General features: G+C 70.4%; 23 protein-coding genes. 14 read left to right on the top strand and 9 right to left on the bottom strand.

Annotated elements, in window-relative coordinates; all coding sequences use genetic code 11:
- The first annotated feature begins 33 nt into the window (after nt 1-33).
- Nucleotides 34-666, top strand: a complete 633-nt coding sequence (locus ACQUQF_RS19420; protein ID WP_435180791.1) for a rubrerythrin family protein — start codon at nt 34-36, stop codon at nt 664-666.
- A gap of 32 nt (nt 667-698) precedes the next feature.
- Here the strand turns inward: ACQUQF_RS19420 and ACQUQF_RS19415 are convergent, their stop codons facing one another.
- Nucleotides 699-1,106 carry a hypothetical protein gene (locus tag ACQUQF_RS19415; RefSeq protein WP_435180790.1) on the bottom strand — a complete coding sequence of 136 codons (408 nt, stop codon included), beginning with the start codon at nt 1,104-1,106 and terminating at the stop codon, nt 699-701.
- 1 nt (nt 1,107) lies between these two features.
- Nucleotides 1,108-1,368 carry an AbrB/MazE/SpoVT family DNA-binding domain-containing protein gene (locus tag ACQUQF_RS19410; RefSeq protein WP_435180789.1) on the bottom strand — a complete coding sequence of 87 codons (261 nt, stop codon included), beginning with the start codon at nt 1,366-1,368 and terminating at the stop codon, nt 1,108-1,110.
- Nucleotides 1,369-1,519: 151 nt separating this feature from the next.
- Between ACQUQF_RS19410 and uvrB the strand changes: the two genes are divergently transcribed.
- The 5 genes from uvrB to ACQUQF_RS19385 all read left to right on the top strand — a co-directional run bounded on the left by uvrB (nt 1,520) and on the right by ACQUQF_RS19385 (nt 7,613).
- A complete protein-coding gene (uvrB, locus tag ACQUQF_RS19405; protein WP_435180788.1) occupies nt 1,520-3,580 on the top strand; it encodes an excinuclease ABC subunit UvrB in 2,061 nt (686 codons plus the stop codon).
- A 163-nt stretch (nt 3,581-3,743) separates the two neighbouring features.
- Nucleotides 3,744-4,370, top strand: a complete 627-nt coding sequence (locus ACQUQF_RS19400; RefSeq protein ID WP_435180787.1) for an HAD family hydrolase — start codon at nt 3,744-3,746, stop codon at nt 4,368-4,370.
- Between the two features lie 175 nt (nt 4,371-4,545).
- Nucleotides 4,546-5,739 carry a hypothetical protein gene (locus ACQUQF_RS19395; RefSeq protein WP_435180786.1) on the top strand — a complete coding sequence of 398 codons (1,194 nt, stop codon included), beginning with the start codon at nt 4,546-4,548 and terminating at the stop codon, nt 5,737-5,739.
- A 94-nt stretch (nt 5,740-5,833) separates the two neighbouring features.
- The gene (locus tag ACQUQF_RS19390; protein ID WP_435180785.1) at nt 5,834-6,259 is read left to right on the top strand and encodes a universal stress protein; all 426 of its coding nucleotides are present in this window, start codon (nt 5,834-5,836) and stop codon (nt 6,257-6,259) included.
- A 73-nt stretch (nt 6,260-6,332) separates the two neighbouring features.
- A complete protein-coding gene (locus ACQUQF_RS19385; RefSeq protein WP_435180784.1) occupies nt 6,333-7,613 on the top strand; it encodes a chloride channel protein in 1,281 nt (426 codons plus the stop codon).
- 53 nt (nt 7,614-7,666) lie between these two features.
- On the opposite strand, the gene ACQUQF_RS19380 is transcribed toward ACQUQF_RS19385, so the two are convergent.
- Nucleotides 7,667-8,110 carry a hypothetical protein gene (locus ACQUQF_RS19380; RefSeq protein WP_435180783.1) on the bottom strand — a complete coding sequence of 148 codons (444 nt, stop codon included), beginning with the start codon at nt 8,108-8,110 and terminating at the stop codon, nt 7,667-7,669.
- Nucleotides 8,111-8,320: 210 nt separating this feature from the next.
- On the opposite strand from ACQUQF_RS19380, the gene ACQUQF_RS19375 reads away from it, so the two are divergent.
- A complete protein-coding gene (locus tag ACQUQF_RS19375; protein ID WP_435180782.1) occupies nt 8,321-9,310 on the top strand; it encodes an LLM class flavin-dependent oxidoreductase in 990 nt (329 codons plus the stop codon).
- A 222-nt stretch (nt 9,311-9,532) separates the two neighbouring features.
- On the top strand, nt 9,533-10,405 hold the full coding sequence (locus tag ACQUQF_RS19370; RefSeq protein WP_435180781.1) for a sulfite exporter TauE/SafE family protein: 873 nt from the start codon (nt 9,533-9,535) through the stop codon (nt 10,403-10,405).
- 15 nt (nt 10,406-10,420) lie between these two features.
- Here the strand turns inward: ACQUQF_RS19370 and ACQUQF_RS19365 are convergent, their stop codons facing one another.
- Nucleotides 10,421-11,581, bottom strand: coding sequence for an SPFH domain-containing protein (locus ACQUQF_RS19365; RefSeq protein ID WP_435180780.1), 1,161 nt, complete (start codon nt 11,579-11,581; stop codon nt 10,421-10,423).
- 67 nt (nt 11,582-11,648) lie between these two features.
- Between ACQUQF_RS19365 and ACQUQF_RS19360 the strand changes: the two genes are divergently transcribed.
- Entirely contained in the window at nt 11,649-11,987 is a 339-nt protein-coding gene (locus ACQUQF_RS19360) for a hypothetical protein (protein ID WP_435180779.1), read from the top strand.
- On the opposite strand, the gene ACQUQF_RS19355 is transcribed toward ACQUQF_RS19360, so the two are convergent.
- The 3 genes from ACQUQF_RS19355 to ACQUQF_RS19345 form a co-directional block, all read right to left on the bottom strand.
- Nucleotides 11,988-12,464, bottom strand: a complete 477-nt coding sequence (locus ACQUQF_RS19355; protein WP_435180778.1) for a hypothetical protein — start codon at nt 12,462-12,464, stop codon at nt 11,988-11,990.
- A 72-nt stretch (nt 12,465-12,536) separates the two neighbouring features.
- A complete protein-coding gene (locus tag ACQUQF_RS19350) occupies nt 12,537-14,423 on the bottom strand; it encodes an excinuclease ABC subunit C (protein WP_435180777.1) in 1,887 nt (628 codons plus the stop codon).
- Between the two features lie 9 nt (nt 14,424-14,432).
- Entirely contained in the window at nt 14,433-15,041 is a 609-nt protein-coding gene (locus tag ACQUQF_RS19345; RefSeq protein ID WP_435180776.1) for a hypothetical protein, read from the bottom strand.
- A gap of 208 nt (nt 15,042-15,249) precedes the next feature.
- On the opposite strand from ACQUQF_RS19345, the gene ACQUQF_RS19340 reads away from it, so the two are divergent.
- The 3 genes from ACQUQF_RS19340 (at nt 15,250) to ACQUQF_RS19330 (ending at nt 17,455) form a co-directional block, all read left to right on the top strand.
- Entirely contained in the window at nt 15,250-15,510 is a 261-nt protein-coding gene (locus ACQUQF_RS19340; protein ID WP_435180775.1) for a hypothetical protein, read from the top strand.
- A 143-nt stretch (nt 15,511-15,653) separates the two neighbouring features.
- Nucleotides 15,654-16,577, top strand: a complete 924-nt coding sequence (locus ACQUQF_RS19335; RefSeq protein ID WP_435180774.1) for an ATP-binding cassette domain-containing protein — start codon at nt 15,654-15,656, stop codon at nt 16,575-16,577.
- Complete coding sequence (locus tag ACQUQF_RS19330) at nt 16,574-17,455, top strand: ABC transporter permease subunit (RefSeq protein ID WP_435180773.1); 882 nt, start codon at nt 16,574-16,576, stop codon at nt 17,453-17,455. Before ACQUQF_RS19335 ends, ACQUQF_RS19330 begins: the two co-directional genes overlap by 4 nt.
- 39 nt (nt 17,456-17,494) lie before the next feature.
- Here ACQUQF_RS19330 and ligA read toward each other — a convergent pair whose 3' ends face one another.
- Nucleotides 17,495-19,615: an NAD-dependent DNA ligase LigA gene (ligA, locus tag ACQUQF_RS19325; protein ID WP_435180772.1), complete on the bottom strand. Its 2,121-nt coding sequence runs from the start codon at nt 19,613-19,615 to the stop codon at nt 17,495-17,497.
- 118 nt (nt 19,616-19,733) lie between these two features.
- Between ligA and ACQUQF_RS19320 the strand changes: the two genes are divergently transcribed.
- Complete coding sequence (locus ACQUQF_RS19320; RefSeq protein ID WP_435180771.1) at nt 19,734-20,654, top strand: hypothetical protein; 921 nt, start codon at nt 19,734-19,736, stop codon at nt 20,652-20,654.
- Nucleotides 20,655-20,703: 49 nt separating this feature from the next.
- On the opposite strand, the gene ACQUQF_RS19315 is transcribed toward ACQUQF_RS19320, so the two are convergent.
- Entirely contained in the window at nt 20,704-20,937 is a 234-nt protein-coding gene (locus tag ACQUQF_RS19315; RefSeq protein ID WP_435180770.1) for a PRC-barrel domain containing protein, read from the bottom strand.
- A gap of 128 nt (nt 20,938-21,065) precedes the next feature.
- Between ACQUQF_RS19315 and ACQUQF_RS19310 the strand changes: the two genes are divergently transcribed.
- Entirely contained in the window at nt 21,066-22,253 is a 1,188-nt protein-coding gene (locus tag ACQUQF_RS19310) for a pyridoxal-phosphate-dependent aminotransferase family protein (protein ID WP_435180769.1), read from the top strand.
- The last annotated feature ends 58 nt before the right edge of the window (nt 22,254-22,311 follow it).

The following is a 22,311-nucleotide window of genomic DNA, read 5'->3' as shown; positions in this document are numbered from 1 at the left end:
ACTTACAAGCGGCTTCCTTTCGTACCTCCCCGCATGAACGCCGACGAGTTCCTCGACGCCGTCCGGGACGACAACGAGACCGCGCTCTCGCGGCTCGGCTCCTCGAAGTCGCTGTACGCCGCGACCGAGGGCGAGATGGACCCCCAGCGGGTGTTCGCGTCCGCGGCCGACGCCGAGCACGCGGCCTACGAGACGTTCCGCGGCTGGGCCGACGACGAGGAGGCCGCCCAGCCGGTCCGCGACGCCTTCGAGGAGTTCGCCGAACAGGAGCGCGACCACTACGACCAGGTCGTGGCGAAGCTCGACGACGACCACGAGCCCGGCGACGTGCCGGCCATCCACGAGTACCTGCGGGACCTGGAGGGCGACGTCGCCCGCGTGGGCGGGTTCCTCGGCCGGACGCTGGCCAGCGAGAAGTCCAAGGAGCAGATGGTCGGCTTCTTCGTCGGCCAGGCCGACCCGCAGACCGCCCAGCTGTTCCGCGATTTGGGCGACGACCTCGACGGGCAGATCGAGCGCGGGCGGGAGCTGCTGGACGAGGTCTGCGAGAGCGACGACGACTGGGACGCCGCGCTGGAGGCCGCCAGCGGTGCGATCCAGGCGGCCTACGACGAGTACACCGAGACGCTGGAGGGGATGGGCGTGAATCCGAAGCCCGTTTGCTGACACCGAAGAGAGCGTTTCTTCGAGGAGGTACACTACTCCCAAACAGTCTCGACGCCGGCATCGCCGATGACACCGTCCGTGGTAACGATAGCGTCCGTCGCTCGGGCGCGGTGACTGGCGACGACGAACGCGTCGTGGATGCCGAACTCGCCGATAATCTGGGCGTACGCGGTCAGTTCGTCATCGCCGACGGGGGTCGCCGAGACGGGACCGTTCACGACGAGGGCCTGACGAGCGTCCTCCGGCGTGCCGGTGAGCGTGACGCCCCGAACGTCCTTGTCGCGCGAAACCGAATAGAGGACTTCGGCCAGTGCGGTACCGGGCGTCGAGATGACCGTCTCGCCGGCCTCTGCTTCGGCAAACACTCGGTCGGCTGAATCCGGGAGCGCGTCGACGAGGTATACCAAGAGCGCAACTGCGTCGGCCGTGTAGGTCGGCACGTCAGTTCTCCTCGTAGTTACGGTCTCGGCGGTCGCGGAGTCGCTGACCGAGTTCCTCGGCGACCTCGTCGCGCTTCTCGTCGGGAGTGTCGTCGGGAAGTAACATCCCGCGACCGGCGGTGCGCGTCCGCTTTCTCACGACGATTCCCTCCTCGGTGTCCATCCAGACGACCTCGTCGCCCGGTTCGAGGTCGTACTTCTCGCGCAGCTCCTTCGGAATGGTCGCCTGACCCTTCTCGGTGACGCGCGTCGTCTCGCTCATAGAAGGTAATACCGGCTGTAATACCTTAGTCCTACGGGTGGTCGATGGGCGAGTGGGGCGCGACCTGACGGCGTGACGGGCCGACAGGAGGAGGGGACGGTGAGGCCGCGACGAGAGGGTAAAGTAGCTCCAATGCCTACCTCGCGGCACAATGAGCGACGCCGACTCCGGGCCGCTTTCGCCCGACAGACCCGAGGCCGAGAGCGACTTCCGGGTCGATGCCCCCTTCGACCCCGCCGGCGACCAGCCCGAGGCCATCGAAAAGCTCGCCGAGGGGTTCCGGTCGGGCATGGACAAGCAGACCCTGCTCGGGGTGACCGGCTCCGGGAAGACCAACACCGTCTCGTGGGTGATCGAGGAGATCGAGATGCCCACGCTGGTCATCGCCCACAACAAGACGCTGGCCGCCCAGCTGTACGAGGAGTTCCGGAACCTCTTCCCCGACAACGCCGTCGAGTACTTCGTCTCCTACTACGACTACTACCAGCCCGAGGCGTACGTCGAGCAGACCGACAAGTACATCGAGAAGGACGCCTCGATCAACGACGAGATCGACCGGCTGCGCCACTCCGCGACCCGGTCGCTACTGACCCGCGACGACGTCATCGTGGTCGCCTCCGTCTCCGCGATCTACGGGCTCGGCGACCCGCGCAACTACGAGGAGATGAGCCTGCGGCTGGAGGTCGGCGACGAGATCGGCCGCGACGAACTGCTGGCGCGGCTGGTCGACCTGAACTACGAGCGCAACGACGTCGACTTCACCCAGGGCACCTTCCGGGTCCGGGGCGACACCGTCGAGATCTTCCCGATGTACGGCCGGTACGCCGTGCGGGTCGAGCTGTGGGGCGACGAGATCGACCGCATGATGAAGGTCGACCCCCTCGAGGGCGAGGTCAAGTCCCAGGAGTCGGCCGTGCTGGTCCACCCCGGCGAGCACTACTCCATCCCCGAGGAGACGATGGAGGAGGCCATCGCCGAGATCGAGTCGGACCTCGAGGACCGCATCCGGTACTTCGAGCGGAACAACGACCTGGTGGCGGCCCAGCGCATCGAGGAGCGGACCACGTTCGACCTCGAGATGATGCGGGAGGCGGGCTACTGCTCGGGCATCGAGAACTACTCGGTGTACCTCTCGGACCGCGAGTCGGGCGACGCGCCCTACACCCTGCTCGACTACTTCCCCGACGACTTCCTGACGGTCATCGACGAGTCCCACCAGACCGTCCCCCAGATCAAGGGCCAGCTCGAGGGCGACAAGTCCCGGAAGGACTCGCTGGTGAAGAACGGGTTCCGGCTCCCCACGGCGTACGACAACCGACCGCTCTCGTTCGAGGAGTTCGAGGAGAAGACCGACCGGACCCTCTACGTCTCGGCGACCCCCGGCGACTACGAGCGCGAGCACAGCGACCAGATCGTCGAGCAGATCGTCCGGCCCACCCACCTCGTCGACCCGAAGGTGGAGGTCACGGACGCCGAGGGCCAGATCGACGACCTGATGGACCGCATCGAGCGCCGGACCGGCAACGACGAGCGCGTGCTGGTGACGACGCTCACCAAGCGCATGGCCGAGGACCTGACCGAGTACCTCGAGGAGGCCGGCGTCGCGGTCGAGTACATGCACGACGAGACCGACACCCTCGAGCGCCACGAGCTCGTCCGGGGGCTGCGTCTGGGCGAGTTCGACGTGCTCGTGGGCATCAACCTCCTGCGGGAAGGGCTGGACATCCCGGAGGTGTCGCTGGTCGCCATCCTCGACGCCGACCAGCAGGGGTTCCTGCGGTCGGAGACGTCGCTGGTCCAGACGATGGGCCGGGCGGCCCGGAACGTCAACGGCGAGGTGGTGCTGTACGCCGACGAGACCACCGACGCGATGGCGGCCGCCATCGACGAGACCCAGCGCCGCCGCCGCATCCAGCAGGAGTACAACGAGGAGCACGGCTTCGAGCCGACCACCATCGACAAGGAGGTCTCGGAGGCCAACCTGCCGGGCAGCAAGACCGACACCTCCGGCGTCTCGTCGGGCGAGCCCGGGACCGACGAGGAGGCCGAGCGCCGCATCGAGGAGCTCGAGGACCGCATGAACGAGGCCGCCAACAACCTGGAGTTCGAGCTGGCCGCCGACATCCGCGACCGCATCCGGGAGCTCCGCGAGGAGTTCGAGGTGGACGTCGACGTCGAGGGCGGCGTGCCCGAGCCGACCGAGGGGTTCTGACCGGCGGTCGGTAGTCGACAGGACGCGGACCGTCGTTCTCGTACAGGGTCGGGGCACCGGTAGATCCCGACTCGTAGACCCCGACGGTGTGATCGCTGCCGCGTCACGACGAAGCAGCAACACTGTGCAGAAGAGCTATTTCCCGCCGTCTGTTCGATACCGCATGCGAGTCGTTCTCGACTACGGTGGGGTCCTGGTCGACCAGAAGGCCGAGCGGGAGTACGCCCACCTGCTCGGAGTGTCTCCGGGTCGGGAACCGTACCCGGGCTGGTTGGCCTACTACCTCTTTCGAGCGGGGTTTCTGAACAGCGAAGAGCAGTACGTCGAACTGCTATCGACGCTGACGGGGGCGACCGAAGAGCAGTGCCTCGAGTACGTCGACCGGACCTGGCTCGACCCTCACTTCCCGGAGGAATACGGAGAGATACTCCATGAGTTAGCGTCCCGACACTCCCTGGTGCTGTTTAGCAACATGGCGAAGCCGTGGGTCGAAACGGTACTTCGGCGGCACGGGGTACGGGAGGCGTTCGATTCGCTGTTCGTTTCGAGTGAACTGGAACGACCGAAGCCGCATCCGAGAGGGTACCACCTCTGCACGGAAGGCGTAGACGGTGACATCGTCATGGTCAGCGACGAGTTCAACGAGGACCTGCTTATGGCCCGATGCTTCGGGATGACGACGATATGGGTCGAGAACGACGAGGAGGACCCGTATCAGGAACCGGACTACACCATCGACAGCCTCGCGTCCCTCGGTTCTGTGCTTGAGGAGATACAACGGAACCAGTGAGCGCGCGTACTTCGAGGGACTGCGCTCGACCCGAAGGCCAGTACCCTTTTCCAGTTTCCGGTGGTTGCAGCGACAAGCGGGAGAGCGGCCCGAGCGCCGAGAGAGGCGGTTGACGGAACGAAGCGCAACGTCCCCAGGGACAGAATCGAACCGCGGTGACCGCCGAGGGGACACCATGACCGGGGAACGCGACACCGAGGACGACCGGACGGACCGCGACGCGCGATCGACCGGAGACGGAGTCCGGCGGCGCGACGTGGTGAAGGCCGTCAGCGGCGCCATCGTCGCCGGTACTGGCCTCTCGGACGCCGCGGCGGCCCGGACCACCTTCTGCGGGCGAGACGACTGCATCGACGTCGAGAAACCGCCGAAGGACGCCTACACGCTGGCCGACGACCGGGCGCGCGTCGAGTTCGACACCGACTACCTCGACGCGAAGATGGACGAGGGCTACGACACGCTGGGGATCAAGTCGGGGTCGTGTACGGACCGCGACGACGGGAACAGAGACTGCGATTACGTCGGACTGACGGGCTGCACCTACTCCTACCGCGTGCCGGCGACGTGCAACGACATCAGCCACCCGGAGCTGCTGAAGTGCGAGGGCGACGCCTACGCCTTCGAGCAGGGCGATACCTGCACGCCGGTCGAACCGCTGAGCGACGGGAACGTCGCGGACCTGTTCGGATACACCCCCGAGGAACCCCGCGAGACGGACCTCCCGGCGCCGCTCGAGGCCGCCCAGACGAGCCGGCTGTTCCTCTACGAGGGACCGGAGGGCCTCAGCCTCGTCGTCGTCCACGGCGGCACAGACGCCGAGGAGGGCGGCGCGGCGACCTTCCGCGTGAGCGGACTCCCGCCGGACGGCGAGTTCGTCGCCCTGGCCGACCGGTACGAGGGGAGCGAGGACGAGTTCAGCATCCGCGAGCGGGAGGCCGTCCTGAACTGGTCGTGGGGGACCACCAACGACGGGGGCGTCTTCCGGGGGCTCGGGGAGGCGTTCTGCGTCGAGATCAAGCCGGCGTGGAACGAGGAGGCGAAGCTCGAACCGTACGGGTCGGGAACGGTAGAGGGGTGGCAGTTCCTGTCCGGCAGCCTGGACGACCCCGAAGTGATCGACCTCGACATGGACGAGCCGATAGCTATTCGGTCCGGCGGGTGCGGGGAAGAGGCTCCGACCGGGCAGGACTCGGAAGAGGAAGACGAGAAAGAGGAAGACGAGAAGGACGACCAATCGGGGTACACGGTCTGCCACGAACCGCCGGGCAACCCGGACAACCGCCGCACCATCCGCGTGGGGAGCGAGTCGGCGCTGGAGGCCCACCTCGGCCACGGCGATTCGCGGGGACCGTGCCCCGAGGACGGATAGGGGACGACCTCGCGCGACGGCGGACACCCGGCCGAGTCCGGTTGCAGTGCGAACCGTTTCCACGCTTAAGGGCCGATAGGTCGAAACGTCTCGCATGTACGACCGGATCCTCTTCCCGACCGACGGGAGCCGGGCCGCCGAGTCGGCCGCGCCCCACGCCTTCAGCCACGCCGAGCGCTACGACGCGGCCCTCCACGTGCTCCACGTCGTCGACGAGTCGGAGAGCGCGGCCATCGTCGGCCGCGCCGAGGACCCGCGGGCGGCGCTCGACGAGCGCACCGAGGAGTCGATGTCGGCCATCGTCGATGAGGCCGAAGAGCGGGACCTCCGGGTCACGGCCGAGGTCAGGGTGGGGACGCCCCACCGCACCATCCTCTCGTACGCCGACGAGCGCGACGTCGACCTCGTCGTCATGAGCACGCGCGGTCGGTCCGGGGTCGGCCGGGTCGTCATGGGCAGCGTCACCGAGCGGGTCGTCCGGATGGGCGACACGCCGGTGGTGGCGGTCCAGCGTGAGTAGGCCGCCGAGATGCGAGCGGACGGCCGGCGGAAAACGTAAACCACGACTGTCCGGGGCGACGAGGACGACGTAGATGACCGACCGAATCGCGACGGGCCGGCTCGGCGCCGCGGTCCGGTGGGCCGACGAGCGCGACTTCCACCACCACCTGCTGGTGGCCGCGATCCTCGGCGTCGCCGTCGGCGTCGTCGCGACGGCGTTCCGGGTGACGTGGCTCTTCCTCAAGCACCACCTCTGGTCCGCATTGCCCCAGCTCTACTGGCGGATCGTCGTCAGCACCGCCGCGGGGCTGCTCATCGGCGCGATCCTCTACCGGACGTTCTACCCGGGCGCGCTCGCCGCGCTCGTCCGGCAGTTCCACCGCGAGGGCCGGGTCCCGTTCGAGGAGAACGTCCCGGTCGTGCCGGTCGGGCTCGCGGGCCTGATCGCCGGCCAGAACGCGGGGCCGGAGGGCGTGATGAGCGTCGTCGGCGGGTCGTTCGGGTCGAAGCTGGCGGAGCTGTTCGCGTTCGAGGACTCCCGGAAGCTGCTGACGCTCGCGGGGATGGGCGCCGGCTTCGGCGCCATCCTCGGGGCGCCCATCGGCGGGGCGCTGTTGTGGCTCGAACTCCCCCACGAGCGCGGGCTGGAGTACTACGAGGCCATCGTCCCGACGTTCGTGGCCAGCTTCGCGGGCTACCTCACCGAGGTCCTGCTGGGCGGGATGGCGCTGTTCCCGGCGTGGCGCGCGAGCACCCTGGTCCCGGTCGAGCCCTGGCAGCTCGCCGCGGCGGTCGGCGTCGGCGCCGTCTGCGTCCCGTTCGGGTTCGTGTACACCAGAACGTTCGCGTTCGTGGGCCGGCTGTTCAACCGGTGGTCGCCGGCGGTGTACGTCCGGACGACCGTCGCCGGCCTCGGCATCGGGCTGCTGGGCTACCTGCTCCCGCTGACGTACTTCTACGGCGGGTCGAAGATGAACGTCCTGCTCTCCGAGACGTTCTCGCCGACGGTCCTGCTGCTCACGCTCGCCGGGACGATGGTCGCGGCGGCGCTCACCATCCACGGCAACTGGCTCGGCGGGCTCATCATCCCCCACATGTTCATGGGGGCGCTGGTGGGCCAGGCCGCTTCGCTGGTCGTGCCCCGGCTTCCGCCGACGTTCGGGATGCTGGCCGGCATGGCGGCGTTCAACTCGGTCGTGACGGCGACGCCGCTCTCGTCGGCGCTCATCGCCATCGCGCTCACCGACGGGGCGAGCATCACGCCCGTCTTCCTGGCGAGCCTGGCGGCGTTCGTCGGGAGCCCCGGGCTCCAGTTCCTCGAGGAGGCGGCGCCCCGGAGCGAGTCGCCGAACTTCCACGTCGGCGACGACTGAGCCGGCGGGTCCGGGTCGGCCCGGCTCGGCCCCGCCCGCGTCCCGGAACGCAGTCAGCCCTCCGCTGCCGAGAGCCGCATCTGCCCGCCGAGCGTCACTGAGAGCGGCGAGTCCGCGAGCCGGGTTCCGCCGTCCGCGACCGCCTCGGCGACCGCGTTCCCGTCCTTCAGCACGAACAGGTTGTAGTCGCCGTGGCTCCGCTGGAGGACCGAGGTCTTGAAGATGTCGTCGGGATGGGCCGTGTACTTGCGCACGACGACAGCGTAGTCGTCGAGGGAAGTCACGGGATCGAGCGCGTAACCGCGTTCGGCGAGGAACCGTCGGACGCCGTCGAACTCCTCGGTCGGCACCGCGAACCGGTACTGGTGGCGGTCGTAGTACCGCCGGAGCCGGTCGAACACCGCCTCGCGCTCGAAGTACTGTTTGAACAGGTACGAGTCCCCGACGTGGAACGCGTTCACCGGCACCTCTCGCTCCGGGCGGACACCGGGCGCCATCGTCTACGAAGACGACGGCCAGAAATATATAATTTTCCCGAAGTATACAGGTATTAGCTCGGAGGTATTTATTCCCGGGGTCGGCGTCCTCCCGTGACTCCCCGGTTCCCCTCGTTCGCACCCCAGCGAAGCCGAGTCGCTGATCGGCACCGCACCCGCTGATCGGTCCGAACGCGAACGCATTTGCCAACGGTCCCCGTGATTGGGCCTATGAAGTTCGGCCTCTACCTGAATCCGCAGGGCGCCCCGGACCGGTCGCCGACCGACCTCCGCGACGGCCTGCTGGACCTGGCGCGGACCGCGGAGGCGGCGGGGTTCGACCACCTGAGCGCCGGCCAGCACTACCTGTCCGACTTCACCCAGCTCCAGCTGCTGCCGTTCCTCTCCCGGGTCGCCGGGGAGGTGTCCGAGATGGAGCTGGCGACCGGCGTCGTGCTGTTACCGCTCCATCATCCCGTCGACATCGCCGAGCGGGTCGCCACGCTCGACGCGCTCCACGACGGGCCCACCGTGTTCGGGGTCGGCGCCGGCTACCGGGACGCGGAGTTCGACGCCTTCGGCGTCCCGAAGCGCGAGCGGGTCCCCCGGCTCGTCGAGGGGCTCGAGCTCGCCGACCGGCTGCTCACCGAGACGAACGTGACCTACGAGGGGGAGTACTACGCGGTCGAGGACGCGACGATCCCGGTGCGGCCCGACGGCGGGCTCACCACGTGGCTGGCCGCGAACGCGAATCCGGCCGTCGAGCGGGCGGCGCGGCTGGCCGACGCGTGGTTCCTCAACCCCCACGCGACCGTCGGCGAGCTCGCGGCCCAGAAGCGCGACCGCTACGACCCGATCCGGGCCGAGCGCGGCGAGTCGACCGCGGTGCCGATCCTCCGGGAGGCGTTCGTCGCGCCGACCCGCGAGGAGGCGGTCGACGTCGCCCGCGACCACCTCGCGGAGAAGTACCGGGCGTACGTCGACTGGGGCCAGGACGAGGCGATGGAGGACGAGGAGGACCTCCACCGGCCGTTCGAGGCGCTGGCCGAGGACCGGTTCCTCCTGGGGACGCCCGCGGAGGTGTGCGAGGAGCTCGAGCGGTACAAGCGGGAGCTCGACGCGGACCGCGTCGTCTTCCGGTGCCACTGGCCCGGCCTCTCGTTCGACCGGGTCCGGGAGTGCCTCGAACTGATCGGTGACGAGGTCATCCCGAACGTCTGAGCGGCGGGTCGACGTCCGGCGCCTGTCGGTGAAGCGACGGTATCCGCCGTCGGGTCGACCTTCCGGACGCAGAGCGTCGCCACCGGCCGGAACGATTTTCTCCTTCATCAAACCTTTTCAGTGCGGCGTCGTTTAGACGGGGCCACCATGATTCGACAGCAGCCGGACGCCCGCTCGCACCCAGGCCACCCCATCCAGCCACCGACGGGAGGCTTCGCGTAGATGGCGCTTCCGCTCGGTTTCTCCGCGATCGGTCTCCTGACGTTCGTGCTCCTGACGTTCACAATTTGCACCACGGTCAACACGTTCGCCATGGAGGCGGCCGTCCTGTTCGTCCCCGCCTTCCTGTTCGTGTACCCCGAGCTCGTCCCGGCGTTCCCCGACGTGCCGCTCCAGGCCGCCATCGGGCTCGCGCTGTTCGTCGAGCTGTTCGGCTACACCAGCAGCGTCTCGGCGTACTACCTCCGCGAGCAGATCGACCTCGACGTGGCGAAGGCCATCCTCGCGGTCAGCGTCCCGGTCGCAGTCGTCACGCGGGCGCTGTCGTACTTCGCGCCCTCGGCGGTGCTGAAGCTGCTGTTCGGCGGGATGCTCATCGCCCTCTCGGCCGTGCTGTTCCGGGCCCACGGCGACCACGCCGACGGCGCCGAGCAGGTCGCCGCGGACGGGGGACGGGCGGTCTCCCCGGCCTCCACCTTCGACCGCTACGACCGGCTGGTCGCGGGCGTCGGCGGCGCGATGGCCGGCTTCGTCGCCATCGCCATCGGCGAGCTCACCCAGACCCTGCTCACGGTCCGCAAGCGGGTCTCGGTCAGGCTCTCGACCGGGACGAGCGCGCTCGTCCTCCACGGGACCATCGTCGCCGCGCTGGTGACGAACCTCCTGCTGCTGAAGTTCGCGCCGCCGGCGTTCAGCGGCCACGACTTCACCGTCCCGTTCGACTTCGGCCTCGCCGCGGGGCTGACGTGCCTGGTCGGCGGGCAGGCCGGCGCGTTCATCAACAGCCGCGTCTCCGAGGAGACGACCGTCCGCGCGATGATGGTCGTCTACTCGCTGGTCGGCGCGTTCGTCCTCTTCCGCGTCCTCTTCCTCTGAGGTCGGACGCGGCGGTCACCGATTCTCCGTCTCGAGTTCGACGTCGGCGTCGCGTTCGGCCTCGGCGTTCGTCGCGCCGTTCTCGCCGCCCGTCGCGCCGCCGTCTAGCTCGGCGAGCAGTTCGTCCACGTCGTCGAGGCCGAGGAGCTCGCGGGTCTCGGCGTCGAAGTCGAGGCTGTCGAGCTGCTGGCCGTCTCCGACCGCGCTCACGTCGCTTCCCGTCAGGTGCCTGCCGTACCGACCCACGAGCGACGACAGCTCCTGCGGGAGGACGAAGGTTGTCGACTCGCCCCGCCCGATGGCGTCCAGCGTCTCCATCCCCCTGTCGAGGATCGCGCGCTCGCCCATCGACTCGGCGGACTTCGCCCGGAGCACGGTCGACACCGCGTCGCCCTGGGCTTCGAGGATCTGGCTGCGCTTCTCGCCCTGCGCCCGGATGACGTTCGCGGCCTTCTCGCCCCGGGCGCGCTCGACGGCGCTCCGGCGCTCGCCCTGCGCTTCGAGGATCATGGCGCGGCGGCGGCGCTCCGCGGCGGTCTGCTGCTCCATCGCGTCCACGACGGTCGGCGTGGGCATCACCTTCTGGACCTCGACGCTCTCGACGCGGACGCCCCACTCGTCGGTCGGCAGGTCGAGCTCCCGCCTGATCCGGGCGTTGATCTCGTCGCGGCGGCTCAGCGTCTCGTCGAGCGCCATGTCGCCGATGACCGCACGGAGGGTGGTCTGGGCGAGGTTCGACACCGCCCGCTCGTAGTCCTCGACCTCCAGGTACGCCTTCTCTGCGTCCATCACCCGGATGTAGATGACCGCGTCGGCGGTCACCGGCGAGTTGTCCTCGGTGATCGCCTCCTGCTCGGGGACGTCGAGCATCTGGGTCCGCATGTCGAACGCGTGGGTCTCGCTCACCAGCGGCGGGACGACGTTCAGCCCGGGCCCCAGCAGCTCCCGGTACTCGCCGAACACCGTCAGCGCCCGCTTCTCGTAGGGGCCGACGATCTCGACCGCGCTGGCGAGGACCGCGACCACCAGCCCCAGCGCGAGCAGGCCGGCGACCGTCGCCGCGTCGAGCGACGGGAGGGCGACGAGCAGGGCGAGGACCGCGACGACGCCCGCCAGCGCGCGCGAGAGGTCCACGCCGGCGGACAGCCGCCCCAGCTCGTAGAACGGGTTGTTCATGTTGCTTCGTCGACGCTATGGGGGCTTAACGTTTGACGTTTATGCCGCTGGCCGGCCAAGGTGGCGTATGGCGAACACGCGCTCGGCGCTGGCGAAGGGGTTCTCGGTCGCGGTCGTGGTGCTGCTGGTCGCCATCGGTGCGTACGTCCTCCTCGCGCTCGGCGGGTTCTCGCGGGACGGGCTGCTCTACTACCTGCTGACCCTCTCGTTCGCGCTCACCGCCGCGCGGGGCATCTGGGTCGACCGGTACAAGGTCGCGACCGTCGGCGCCGTCGGGATGCTGGTGGTGTCGGCGCTCCAGGGCGCCCAGGGCGCGCTCGCGCTCGGACTGGCGGTGCTGCTGGTGGTCGCGCTGGTGCTGGGCTACTCGGGCCGGACCCGCGAGCGCCTGGAGGAGAGCGCGTGATCACGGGCGACTGGTCCGGCCGACTAGCCGGGACAGCAACCCGACGACCGCCTCGGCGAATCGCCAGGCGAGCGCCGCGCAGACGACGCAGACCGCCAGCGCCACCAGCCCGAGCCAGAGGATGACCCCGTACTGGAGCCCGACGACGAGTCCGAGCGCCAGCCCGACGACGATGCCGCCGCCGACCAGCGCGCTCGCGGCCTTCAGCGCGAGGCGCTGCCACCGGTTGAATCCCAGGCGGTCGTCGCGGCCCAGCACCGCGGGGAGGCTGACGCCGACCGCGGCGAGGCCGAGGGACAACACGATGATCACGCCGCCGAAGAGCGCGGCCATGCCGTGCGCGAACCCGTCGCTGTCGGGCGGTGGCGGCGGCATCGTCGCCAGTTCGGTGACGGTCAGGGCCGCGATGCCGACGCCGAGGCCGACGAGGAGGACGCGGACGACCGTCAGAAGTGTAGACTTTGGGCTGGAGGACATCACCGCGCTCGTTCGGAGAACGGCGGGATAAGCTTTCGGTGGAGCGACCGATCAGCTCGAGCCGAGGGGCTCCTACAGCCGCGTGTCGATGGTCTCGGCCGTCTTCTCGCCGACGCCCTCCACTTCCCGGAGCTCCGCGACCGACGCCTCCCGGACGCCCTCGACGCTGCCGAACCGCCGGAGGAGCTTCCGGCGGGTCTGCGGGCCGATTCCGGGCACGTTGTCGAGTTCGGTCGAGACGTCGTCCCGGAGCGTCTGGTGGTACTGGACCGCGAACCGGTGGGCCTCGTCGCGGACCCGCTGGAGGACGTGGAGGTGGTCGGCGTCGCTCGGCCAGTCGTGGGTGCCGTCGGGCGTGACCACGACCTCCTCGTCCTTGGCGAGCGCGACGGCCGGCACGTCCCAGCCGGCGTCCGCGAGGGCCTCGCGGGCCGCGTTCAGTTGCCCCTCGCCGCCGTCGATGAGCAGCAGGTCGGGGTCCGGCCGGTCGTCCCGGTCCTCGACCGCGCGAGACGCCCGCCAGTACACGAGGTCGTACATGTTGGCGTAGTCGTCGTTCTCGTCGCTCAGCTTCTTCCGGCGGTAGCCCGACTTGTCGGCCGAGCCGTCCTCGAAGGCTACGTCGCTGCCGACCGCGTGCTTGCCCTGGGCGTGGCTCACGTCGAACCCCTCGATGCGCCGGGGCACCCGGTCGAGGTCGAGCGCGTCCCGGAGCGCCGCGAGGGCGTCGGGTTCGCTGGCGCCCCGCCGGGCGTTCTTCAGCGCGAGATCGACGAGGGTCGCCTCGCGGCCGGCCCCCGGGACCCGGGCCGCGACGCCCTCGCCCTCCAGCCAGTCGAGCACCTCGTCGTCGTCCGGCCGGTCAGAGAACAGCAGCGCGTCGGGCAGGTCGCGCTCGGCGTAGTACTGGGTCACGAACGCCGAGAGCACCGCGCCGGCCCGGGTGTCGGCGTCGTCGGCGTCGCCCTCGGGCACGGTCACGGCGTGGCGCTCCCGGTCGACGAGCTGGCCCGACTCGCTGTGGAGCCGGGCGACCGTCGCCGAGTCGCCTTCGAGCGCGACGCCGAGCACGTCGACGGTGCGCTCGTCGCTCTCGTGGGCGACCGCCTCGCCCGCGCCGCCGTGGAACCCCTCGACCGCCTCGAGCCTGTCCCGGAGGTTGGCCGCGCGCTCGAACTCCCGATTCTCGGCGGCACGTTCCATCTCGCGGCGCAGCGGGTCGGCCAGCACCCCGGTCTCGCCCTCGAAGAACCGGACGACCGACTCCACGTCGGCGATGTAGGACTCCCGGTCGATCTCGCCGGTGCAGGGCGCGGTGCACAGCCCGATGTCGTAGTCGAGGCAGGGCCGCTCGCGGTTGGCGAACTTGTGGTCCGAGCACCCACGGACGCCGTAGGTCTCCCGGAGCGCCTTCACGACCGTCTCGACCCGGGTCTTCCGCGTGAAGGGGCCGAACACCCGCGGGCCGGAGGCGTCGGGACCGCCCGAACCGGCCCGGGCGCCGCCGTCGCTCCGTGCCTCGCCGGCGCGCCGGGCCTGCGCCTCGGGGTCGGGGTCGCGGGTGATCTCGATCCGGGGGAACTCGTGGTCGGTGAGCTGGACCAGCGGGTAGGACTTGTCGTCCTTCAGCCGGACGTTGTACCGGGGCTGGAACCGCTTGATGAGGTTGGCCTCGAGCAGCAGCGCCTGGGTCTCGGTGTCGGTGACCGAGTAGTCGATGCGGTCGGCCCGCTCGACCATCCGCCGGATGCGCCGGCCCCGCGGGTCGGCGTACGACCGCACCCGGTCCCGGAGGTCGACGGCCTTGCCGACGTAGACGACCGTCTCGCCGTCTCGCGGTTCGCTACGCTCTCCGCTCGACTCGTCCGAGTCGCTACGCGACCCGCTAACCTGGAACTGGTAGACGCCGGGCTGGCGGGGCAGCTCTCCGGCTCGCTCGCGTACCGCGTCGCCGTCCATCGGACGCAGCTAGTCGCCGCGCGATTTTGAACCTGTCCCTACCGCGGCCCGGAGCCGTCGGGCGACGTCCTCGGCGTCGTCGTCCCGGACCGGCACCCGCATCGGGTCGCGGCCGGCCCGCTCGATGACGAGTTCGCGCTCGCGAGAGCTGAAGTAGAGGCCGCCGAGCGCGAGCGCCGCCAGCGCCAGCAGGCCGCCGCCGAGGAGGAGACCGGTCGTGAGCGTGCCGAGCGCCTTCGGGAGGAGAGAGACGAACTGCGCGATGCCCGAGCCGGGGACGTCGGCGGGCGCCTCGGTGGCCCCCAGCTCCTCGAGGATGCCGCTGGTCTTCAGGAGGACGCCGCCGCCGAACAGCACCGCGCCGTAGACGCCGGTCCGGACGCCCCACTCGACGTAGGAGTCCCGGCCGGTGGTCTCGACGTTCGCGTCGAGGACGTTCGGGCGGTCGGCGTGGTCGAACCGCCGGCCGTCGCCGTCGGGGGTGAACACGAGGACCCGGTGGGTCGTGACCGCGACGCGTGCGCCCTCGACGGTGAGCTCCTCCTCGACCTCCTCGCCCTGGAAGAGCATCTCGGAGAGGCGGTCGTCCGTGGCCTGAGACAGCGGGGACTGGCTCATCCTCATTCGGTCGCGGGGAGCGGGCCGAGGCGATTGCTGCCGATACCCGGTACTCCGTGTCCCCTTCGTTCCTGCCACCCGTAGTCCATCATTCACTGTCGAGTACGCCGCTTCGCGTCTTAACGCTACTGGCACGTCAGCACCGACCCTGAGGGCGACGGACGGCCGAACCCGGTGGATTCAACTCGCCGCCCGAGTAGGTTGACGCATGGACGACGAGCGACTCTGGCTCGTGGAGCGGACGTACACCGACAAGGGGCTGGTCTCGCTGGTGTACGCCACGACCGACGGCGAGCGACAGCTCCGCAAGCAGCGGTCGATGAACATGCTCAACCAGGTGGACGTGACCGCGGCCGTCGACGCCGACCCCGAGTCGCTCGACCCGGTCGACGACGAGGCGACCCGCGAGCGCTACGCCGACGAGGCGACCCGGATGGCCGAGCAGCACGACCCGGACGAGGCGGTCTGAGGCGCCAGGGAACGGGTCGAAGCGGCCGCGGAGTCGGAGACGTCCGCCGTTTCTGCGGGGCGGCGCGCCCCCGACACCGCCTCCGTCAGACGAACGCCGGGATAAGACAAGGGTTTACGTAGGGGAACGCAAAAGGCGCTCCTATGGCCGCTATCGAGATCGACGGAGTGACCAAGCGGTACGGCGACGTCGTCGCCGTCCGCGACCTCTCCCTCGAAGTCGAGGAGGGCGAGGTGTTCGGCTTCCTCGGCCCGAACGGCGCGGGCAAGTCCACCACCATCAACATGCTGCTGGACTTCGTCCGCCCGACCGACGGCGAGGTCCGGATCCTCGGCCGCGACGTCCACGACGAGGGCGTCTCGGTCCGCGAGCGACTCGGCGTGCTCCCCGAGGGGTTCTCGGTGTACGACCGCCTGACCGGCAGGCAGCACCTCGAGTTCGCCGTCGAGTCGAAGGAGGCCGACGACGACCCCGACGCCATCCTCGACCGCGTGGGCCTCGCGGACGCCGGCGACCGGAAGGCCGGCGGCTACTCGAAGGGGATGGCCCAGCGGCTCGTCCTCGGGATGGCGCTGGTCGGCGAGCCCGACCTGCTCGTGCTCGACGAGCCGTCGACCGGCCTCGACCCGCAGGGCGCGCGCCAGATGCGCGACATCGTCCGCGAGGAGGCCGACCGGGGCGCGACCGTGTTCTTCTCGAGCCACATCCTCGGACAGGTCGAGGCGGTCTGCGACCGCGTCGGCATCCTCCGGAACGGCCAGTTGGTGGCCGAGGACTCCATCGAGGGGCTGCGCCAGGCGACCAGCGCCGACACCGTCCTGCGGATCACCGCCGAGGACGTCTCCGAGGCGGCGCTGGCCGACGTGCGCGAACTCGACGGCGTCTCCGAGGTCGAGCGCGAGGACGGCGGGCGGCTGGTCGTCTCCTGCGGGAGCGACGCCAAGACGGCGGTCATCACCACCCTGGAGGAGGCCGGCGTCGACGTGCGGGACTTCGAGACCGAGGAGGCCTCGCTCGAGGACCTGTTCATGGCCTACACCACCGACGGGCAGGAGGTGACGGCATGACGTGGCAGGCCATCGCCCGGAAGGACTTCCGGGACGCGGTGCGTTCGCGGTGGCTCTGGGGCCTGTCGGCCATCTTCTTCGGCCTGTTCGTCGGCAGCGCCTACCTCATCGGGTCGGGCGTCCAGCCGCAGGGGAACCAGCCGCTCACCTCGGAGGTGTTCGTGCCGACGCTGGGCAACCGGGTGGTCGCGCTCGTGGTCCCCATCGTCGCCATCGTGGTCGCGTACAGCTCCGTCATCGGCGAGCGCGAGTCGGGGTCGCTGAAGCTGCTGCTCTCGCTGCCCCACTCCCGGCAGGACGTGGTCGCCGGCAAGACCGTCGGCCGGAGCACCGTGCTCACCCTGCCGGTGCTGGTCGCCATGCTGCTCGCGGCGGTCGTCCTCGCGCTCTACGGCGTGCAGGTCGGTCCGCTGAAGTACCTCGCGTTCGTCGCGCTGACGCTGCTGCTGGGCGTCGTGTTCGTCAGCGTCGCGGTCGGCTTCTCGGCCGCGGCGTCGAGCAACCGCCGGGCGATGCTCGGCACGGTCGGGACGTACGTCGTGCTCACGATGCTCTGGACCCAGGTCCGGCGCGTGCTGGTGGTGTTCAACGACAAGCTCGGCCTCGGCTGGGAGAACATGACGCTCGTGAAGTACGGGCTGTTCATCAAGTTCTTCAACCCGATCCGGGCCTACGAGAGCCTCGTCACCCGGCTGTACACCGACAACGTCATGGCCGCGCGGCTGTACGGCGCCGGCCGGATGCAGGGGTTCATCGCCCAGCAGATCGGCGAGGCGCCGTTCTACCTCTCGGACTGGGTCGTGCTGGCCCAGTTCCTGCTGTGGCTGCTCGTCCCGGTCGCGCTCGGCTACCTGGTGTTCAGGGACGCGGACCTCTGAGTCGGGCGACCGCCCTCGGTTCCGCTGTTCTCCGTCCCGCTACGCCTCGATTCCCCGCTCCTCCAGCAGTTCCTCGAACTCGCTCTCGTCGAGCACCGGCACGCCCTCGTCCTCGGCGTCGTCGAGCTTCGTCTGTCCCGGGCTGTCGCCGGCGACGAGGTAGTCGGTGTTGCTCGAGACGTTGCCCGTGGCGTTCGCGCCGCGGTCCTCGACCAGCTGCCGGGCCTCGCTCCGGGTGTGGCCGTCGAGCGACCCGGTGAACACGAAGGTCAGCCCGTCGAGTTCGTCGCCGGTCTCGTCCTCGTCGGGGGTCTCCAGCGGCCCGACCGCGTCGAGCAGGTCGTCGATGACCCGCTCGTTCTCGGGCGAGTCGAAGAACTCCGCGATCTGGTCGGCGACCTTCGGGCCGATGCCCTCGACCGATTCGAGCTCCTCCCGGGTCGCGGTCCGGACGCTCTCGAAGTCGCCGAACGCCCGCGCGAGGTCGGCCGCGGTGGCCGGACCGACCTTCGGGATGCCGATGGCCGCGAGGAACGCCCGGAGTTGGGGGTGCTTCGAGTCCTCCAGTTCGCGCAGGAGGTTGTCGGCGCTGGTCTCGCCCCAGCCCTCTAAGTCGACCAGATCCTCCCTCTCGATGCGGTAGAGGTCCGCGAGGCTGTCGTCGATAAGGCCGGCGTCGATGAGCTGGTCGACGCGCTCGCCGCCCAGTCCCTCGATGTCGAGGCCGTCCTCGCTGGCGTAGTACTGGACCGCGCGCCGGAGCTGGGCGTCGCAGGCGAGCCCGCCGGTGCAGTAGGCGATGGGGCCGTCGAACTCCACCGCGCTGTCGCAGACCGGGCAGCGCTCCGGGAACTCGTAGTGGCCCGGCGAGCGCTTCTCGACCACCTCGGCGACGTAGGGGATGACGTCGCCGGCGCGCTCGACCCGCACCTCGTCGCCGACGTTCACGTCCATCGCCTCGATCTCGTCGGGGTTGTGGAGGCTGGCCCGCGAGACGGTGACCCCGCCGACGTCGACCGGTTCGAGCAGCGCCACGGGGGTGAGCCGGCCGGTCCGGCCGACCTGCACTACGACGTCGGTGATGGTCGTGACCTCAGAGCGCGCGGGGAACTTGTAGGCGAACGCCCACCGGTAGTGGCGCTCGGTGGCGCCCAGCTCCTCGCAGGCGGCGAGGTCGTCGACCTTGATGACGACGCCGTCGATCTCGTAGTCGAGGTCCGGGCGGTCCTCCATCAGGCGGTCGCGGTAGGCGATGGCGTCCTCGATGTCGTCGATGCGCTCGACCCGGTCGTTGACCTTCAGGCCCCAGCGGGGCAGCGTCTCGTGCTGCTCCCAGTGGGTCGCGAAGTCGTACGAGGAGTCGAGGACGTCGAAGAAGAACACGTCGAGAGGCCGGCCGGCGGTTACCGAGGGGTCGAGCTGCCGGAGGGAGCCGGCCGCGGCGTTCCGGGGGTTGGCGAAGGGGTCCTCGCCGCGCTCGACCCGCTCGCGGTTCAGTTCCTGAAAGTCGTCCTCGGGGATGTGGACCTCGCCGCGCACGACGAGTCGGTCGGGATAGTCGCCCCGGAGGCGGTGGGGCACGCTGGCGATGGTCCGGACGTTCTCGGTGACGTCCTCGCCGGTGTAGCCGTCGCCCCGGGTCGCCGCCCGGACGTACTCGCCGTCCTCGTAGACGACCTCGACCGAGAGGCCGTCGAACTTGGGCTCGCAGACGTAGGCGACGTCCCCGCCGTCTCGCGGTTCCCCGCTCGACTGCTCCGAGCCGCGACGCGCCTCGCCGACCGCCCGGCGCATCCGGCGGTCGAACTCCCGGACGTCCTCGGCCTCGCCGCTGGAGTCGATGGAGAGCATGGGCGCGACGTGCTCGACCGTCCCGAGCTCGTCGAGGGGTTCGCCCCCGACCCGCCGGGTGGGGCTGTCCTCCGTCCGCACGTCGAAGGCCTCCTCGAGGTTCCGGAGGCGAGTGAAGAGGGCGTCGTAGGTCCGGTCGGCGACGACGGGGTCGTTCTCGACGTAGTAGCGGTAGTCGTGGTACCGGATCGCCTCCCGGAGCAGGCGGGCCTGCTCGGCGGCCGCCTCCGGGGTCAGTTCCTCGACCGGGGCGAAGTCGGTCGGCGGGTCCTCGACGTAGGGGTTCTCGTCGGCGCTGACGCTCGCCATTGCCGGGGAGTTGTCGCCTCTCCGGTAAAAATCCGGTCCCCTCGGCCCGCCGCCCCGGGGCGCGGTGCGACCGAATCCGAAGGACTATGAGGGGTGCGTGATACCCGTCCGCAAGTCGATGCCCTCCCTCGACGACGCCCCCGAACCGACCGACGACCCCGGCGTCGGGTCGGCCGACCCCGTCCGACCGTCCGACGCCCTCGAATCGCCCGGACCGAGCGGACCGGTCGACCCGACCGGTTCCGCCGACTCCGAACCGAGCGCTGCCCCGGAACCGAACGGTTCCCCCGAACCGAACGACGCGACCCCCGAACCGCGGGACGAGGACGCGGACGACCCCCGCCTGAGCGACGAGTACCTCCGGACCGTCGCCCACCCCGACGGCGACGTCACACTCGTCGGCGTCGTCCACGACCACCCGGCGAGCGTCTTCCGCGCCCGCGCGGTGGTCCGGGACCGCGACCCCGAGACCGTCGCGCTCGAAGTGCCGCCCCTGGCGACGCCGCTCTACCGGACCTACGCGCGGAGCGACCGCACGCCGCCCGCCTTCGGCGGCGAGATGAGCGCGGCCGCCCAGGCCGGCCGGGAGTGCGACGCCGACGTGGTCGGCGTCGACGGGCCGACCGGCGGCTTCTTCGCCCGCCTGGCCCGCAACTGGTGGCGCGACGGCGCCTCGCCCGGGACGCTCCGGCGGGTCGCGTCGGGCGTCGCGTCGGTGACCCGCCACGCGCTGACCTGCCGGGTCGCGGCCGCGGTCGCCCGCCGGACCGCGCTCCGGGTCGAGGTCGACGACCCCGTGGCCCACGACTGCACCCGGGCCGACCCGCCCGCGGTCCAGGCCAGCGACGAGCGCGCCCAGGCCCGGCGCTCCCAGTCGCTGCTCCGGGCGTTCGACCCGCCGCGACCCGTGGCGCTCCGGGACGAGACCCGCGAGGAGCACATGGCCGGGGAGCTCGCGTCGCTGCGGGAGCGCGGGGACACCGTGGCCGTCGTCGGCCTCGACCACCTCGACGCGGTGGCCGAGCGCTTGCGGGAGTGAACGCCCCGGACGACCGCTCCCCAGTCGACGAGCGCTCGTCGACGGGGCCCTACAGGTCCTCGCGGAGCAGCACCTCGTCGTCGGTTATCGCGTCGATGTCGGCCTGTTCGAGCGGGTAGAGGTCGTCGCTCTCGCCCCAGTCGAGCTTCGCCAGCACGTCGTCCGGCGCGTCGCGGGCGGGGTCGACGTAGGCGGTGTCGTCGTCGCCGATGACGACCGTGCCGACCGTCTCGCCGCCGATCCGGACCGGTTTTCCCTCGTCCTGTTGTGTGAAGTCGGCCATCGTCGGGGGTAGGCCCGCCGGGGCAATCACCGCTGGGGCCGGCGTGCGTCCCGCGGGCGACCCCGCCGAAGTGGCGGGATTTGCGCCGACCCCGCGCACTTAAGCCGCGGCCGACCGACCGTCCACCCATGCGAGAGGACTTTCTCCTCCTGAACCCCGGGCCGGTACCCGTGACCCGCGACGTGCGACAGGCGATGAGCGAGCCGATGGTCTCGCACCGCTCCGCCGAGTTCGAGGCGGTGTACGAGCGAGCCCAGGACGCGCTCGACTACGTGTTCACCGAGTCGACGCTCGACGGGTCGTCGACCGCCGGCGACGGGACCAGTCTCATCTTCAACGGGACCGCGACGATGGCGATGGAGGCCGCGGTCGCGAACCTCGTCGGCGGCCTGAGCGGTCGCGGCGACGACGGCAAGGTCGTCCCGCTGGTCAACGGGAAGTTCGGCCGGCGGTTCAAGCGCATCGCCGACCGGTACGCCTCGGTCGACCCCGTGGAGGCGACGTGGGGCCAGTCCATCGACCTCGACGCGGTGGCGGAGACCGTCGACGACGACACCGACGTGGTGACGATGGTCCACAACGAGACCTCGACGGGGCTGCTCAACCCGGTCGAGCAGGTCGGCGAGATCGCGGCCGAGCACGACGCCACCTTCGTCGTGGACGGCGTGACCTCCATCGGCGGCGACGAGTTCCGCATCGACGACTGGAACGTCGACGTGGCGGTCACCGACGCCCAGAAGTGCCTGGCGGCGCCGCCGGGCACCTCGGCGATGTACGCCACCGAGGCCGCCCAGGAGCGGTTCGACGGCGACGCCGCGCCGTTCTACGAGGACCTCGACTGGCACCTCCGGAAGGCCGAGTCCCACCAGACCCCCTTCACCAGCGCGGTGCCGCTGTTCCGCGGGCTCGCGGTGGCGGTCGAGAACATCGAGGCCGAGGGGATGGCCGACCGCATCGAGCGCCACCGCCGCCAGTCGCGGGCGTTCCGCGAGGCGTTCGTCGCGATGGGGCTGGACCTGTTCCCCGAGCGCAACGAGGCGACCGAGTACTCCAACACCCTGACCGCGGTGGCGCTGCCGGCCCACACCCGCGAGGACCCCGACGCCTTCTTCGACGCGGTCGAGGAGCGGGGCGTCTCCATCTCGGGCGGCCAGGCCCACCTCGGCGGCGACATCTTCCGCGTGAGCAACATGGGCAACCTCTCGGCCGAGCAGCTCATCCGGGGCGTGCGGACCATCGGCGAGGCGTTCGAGGCGACCGGCGAGGACGTCGACGCCGAGGCCGGCGTCGAGGCGGCCCGCGAGGAACTGCGGTAGCGCCGCGGTCGCCCTCGCTCGTTACCGTCGCGGACCCTCGTTCGTACCGCCGCGGTCG

The sequence above is a fragment of the Halorussus sp. AFM4 genome (assembly GCF_051194995.1).
Taxonomy (GTDB): domain Archaea; phylum Halobacteriota; class Halobacteria; order Halobacteriales; family Haladaptataceae; genus Halorussus.
Note: the sequence above shows the minus strand (reverse complement) of the source record. Positions and strands in the feature narration are given on the sequence as shown.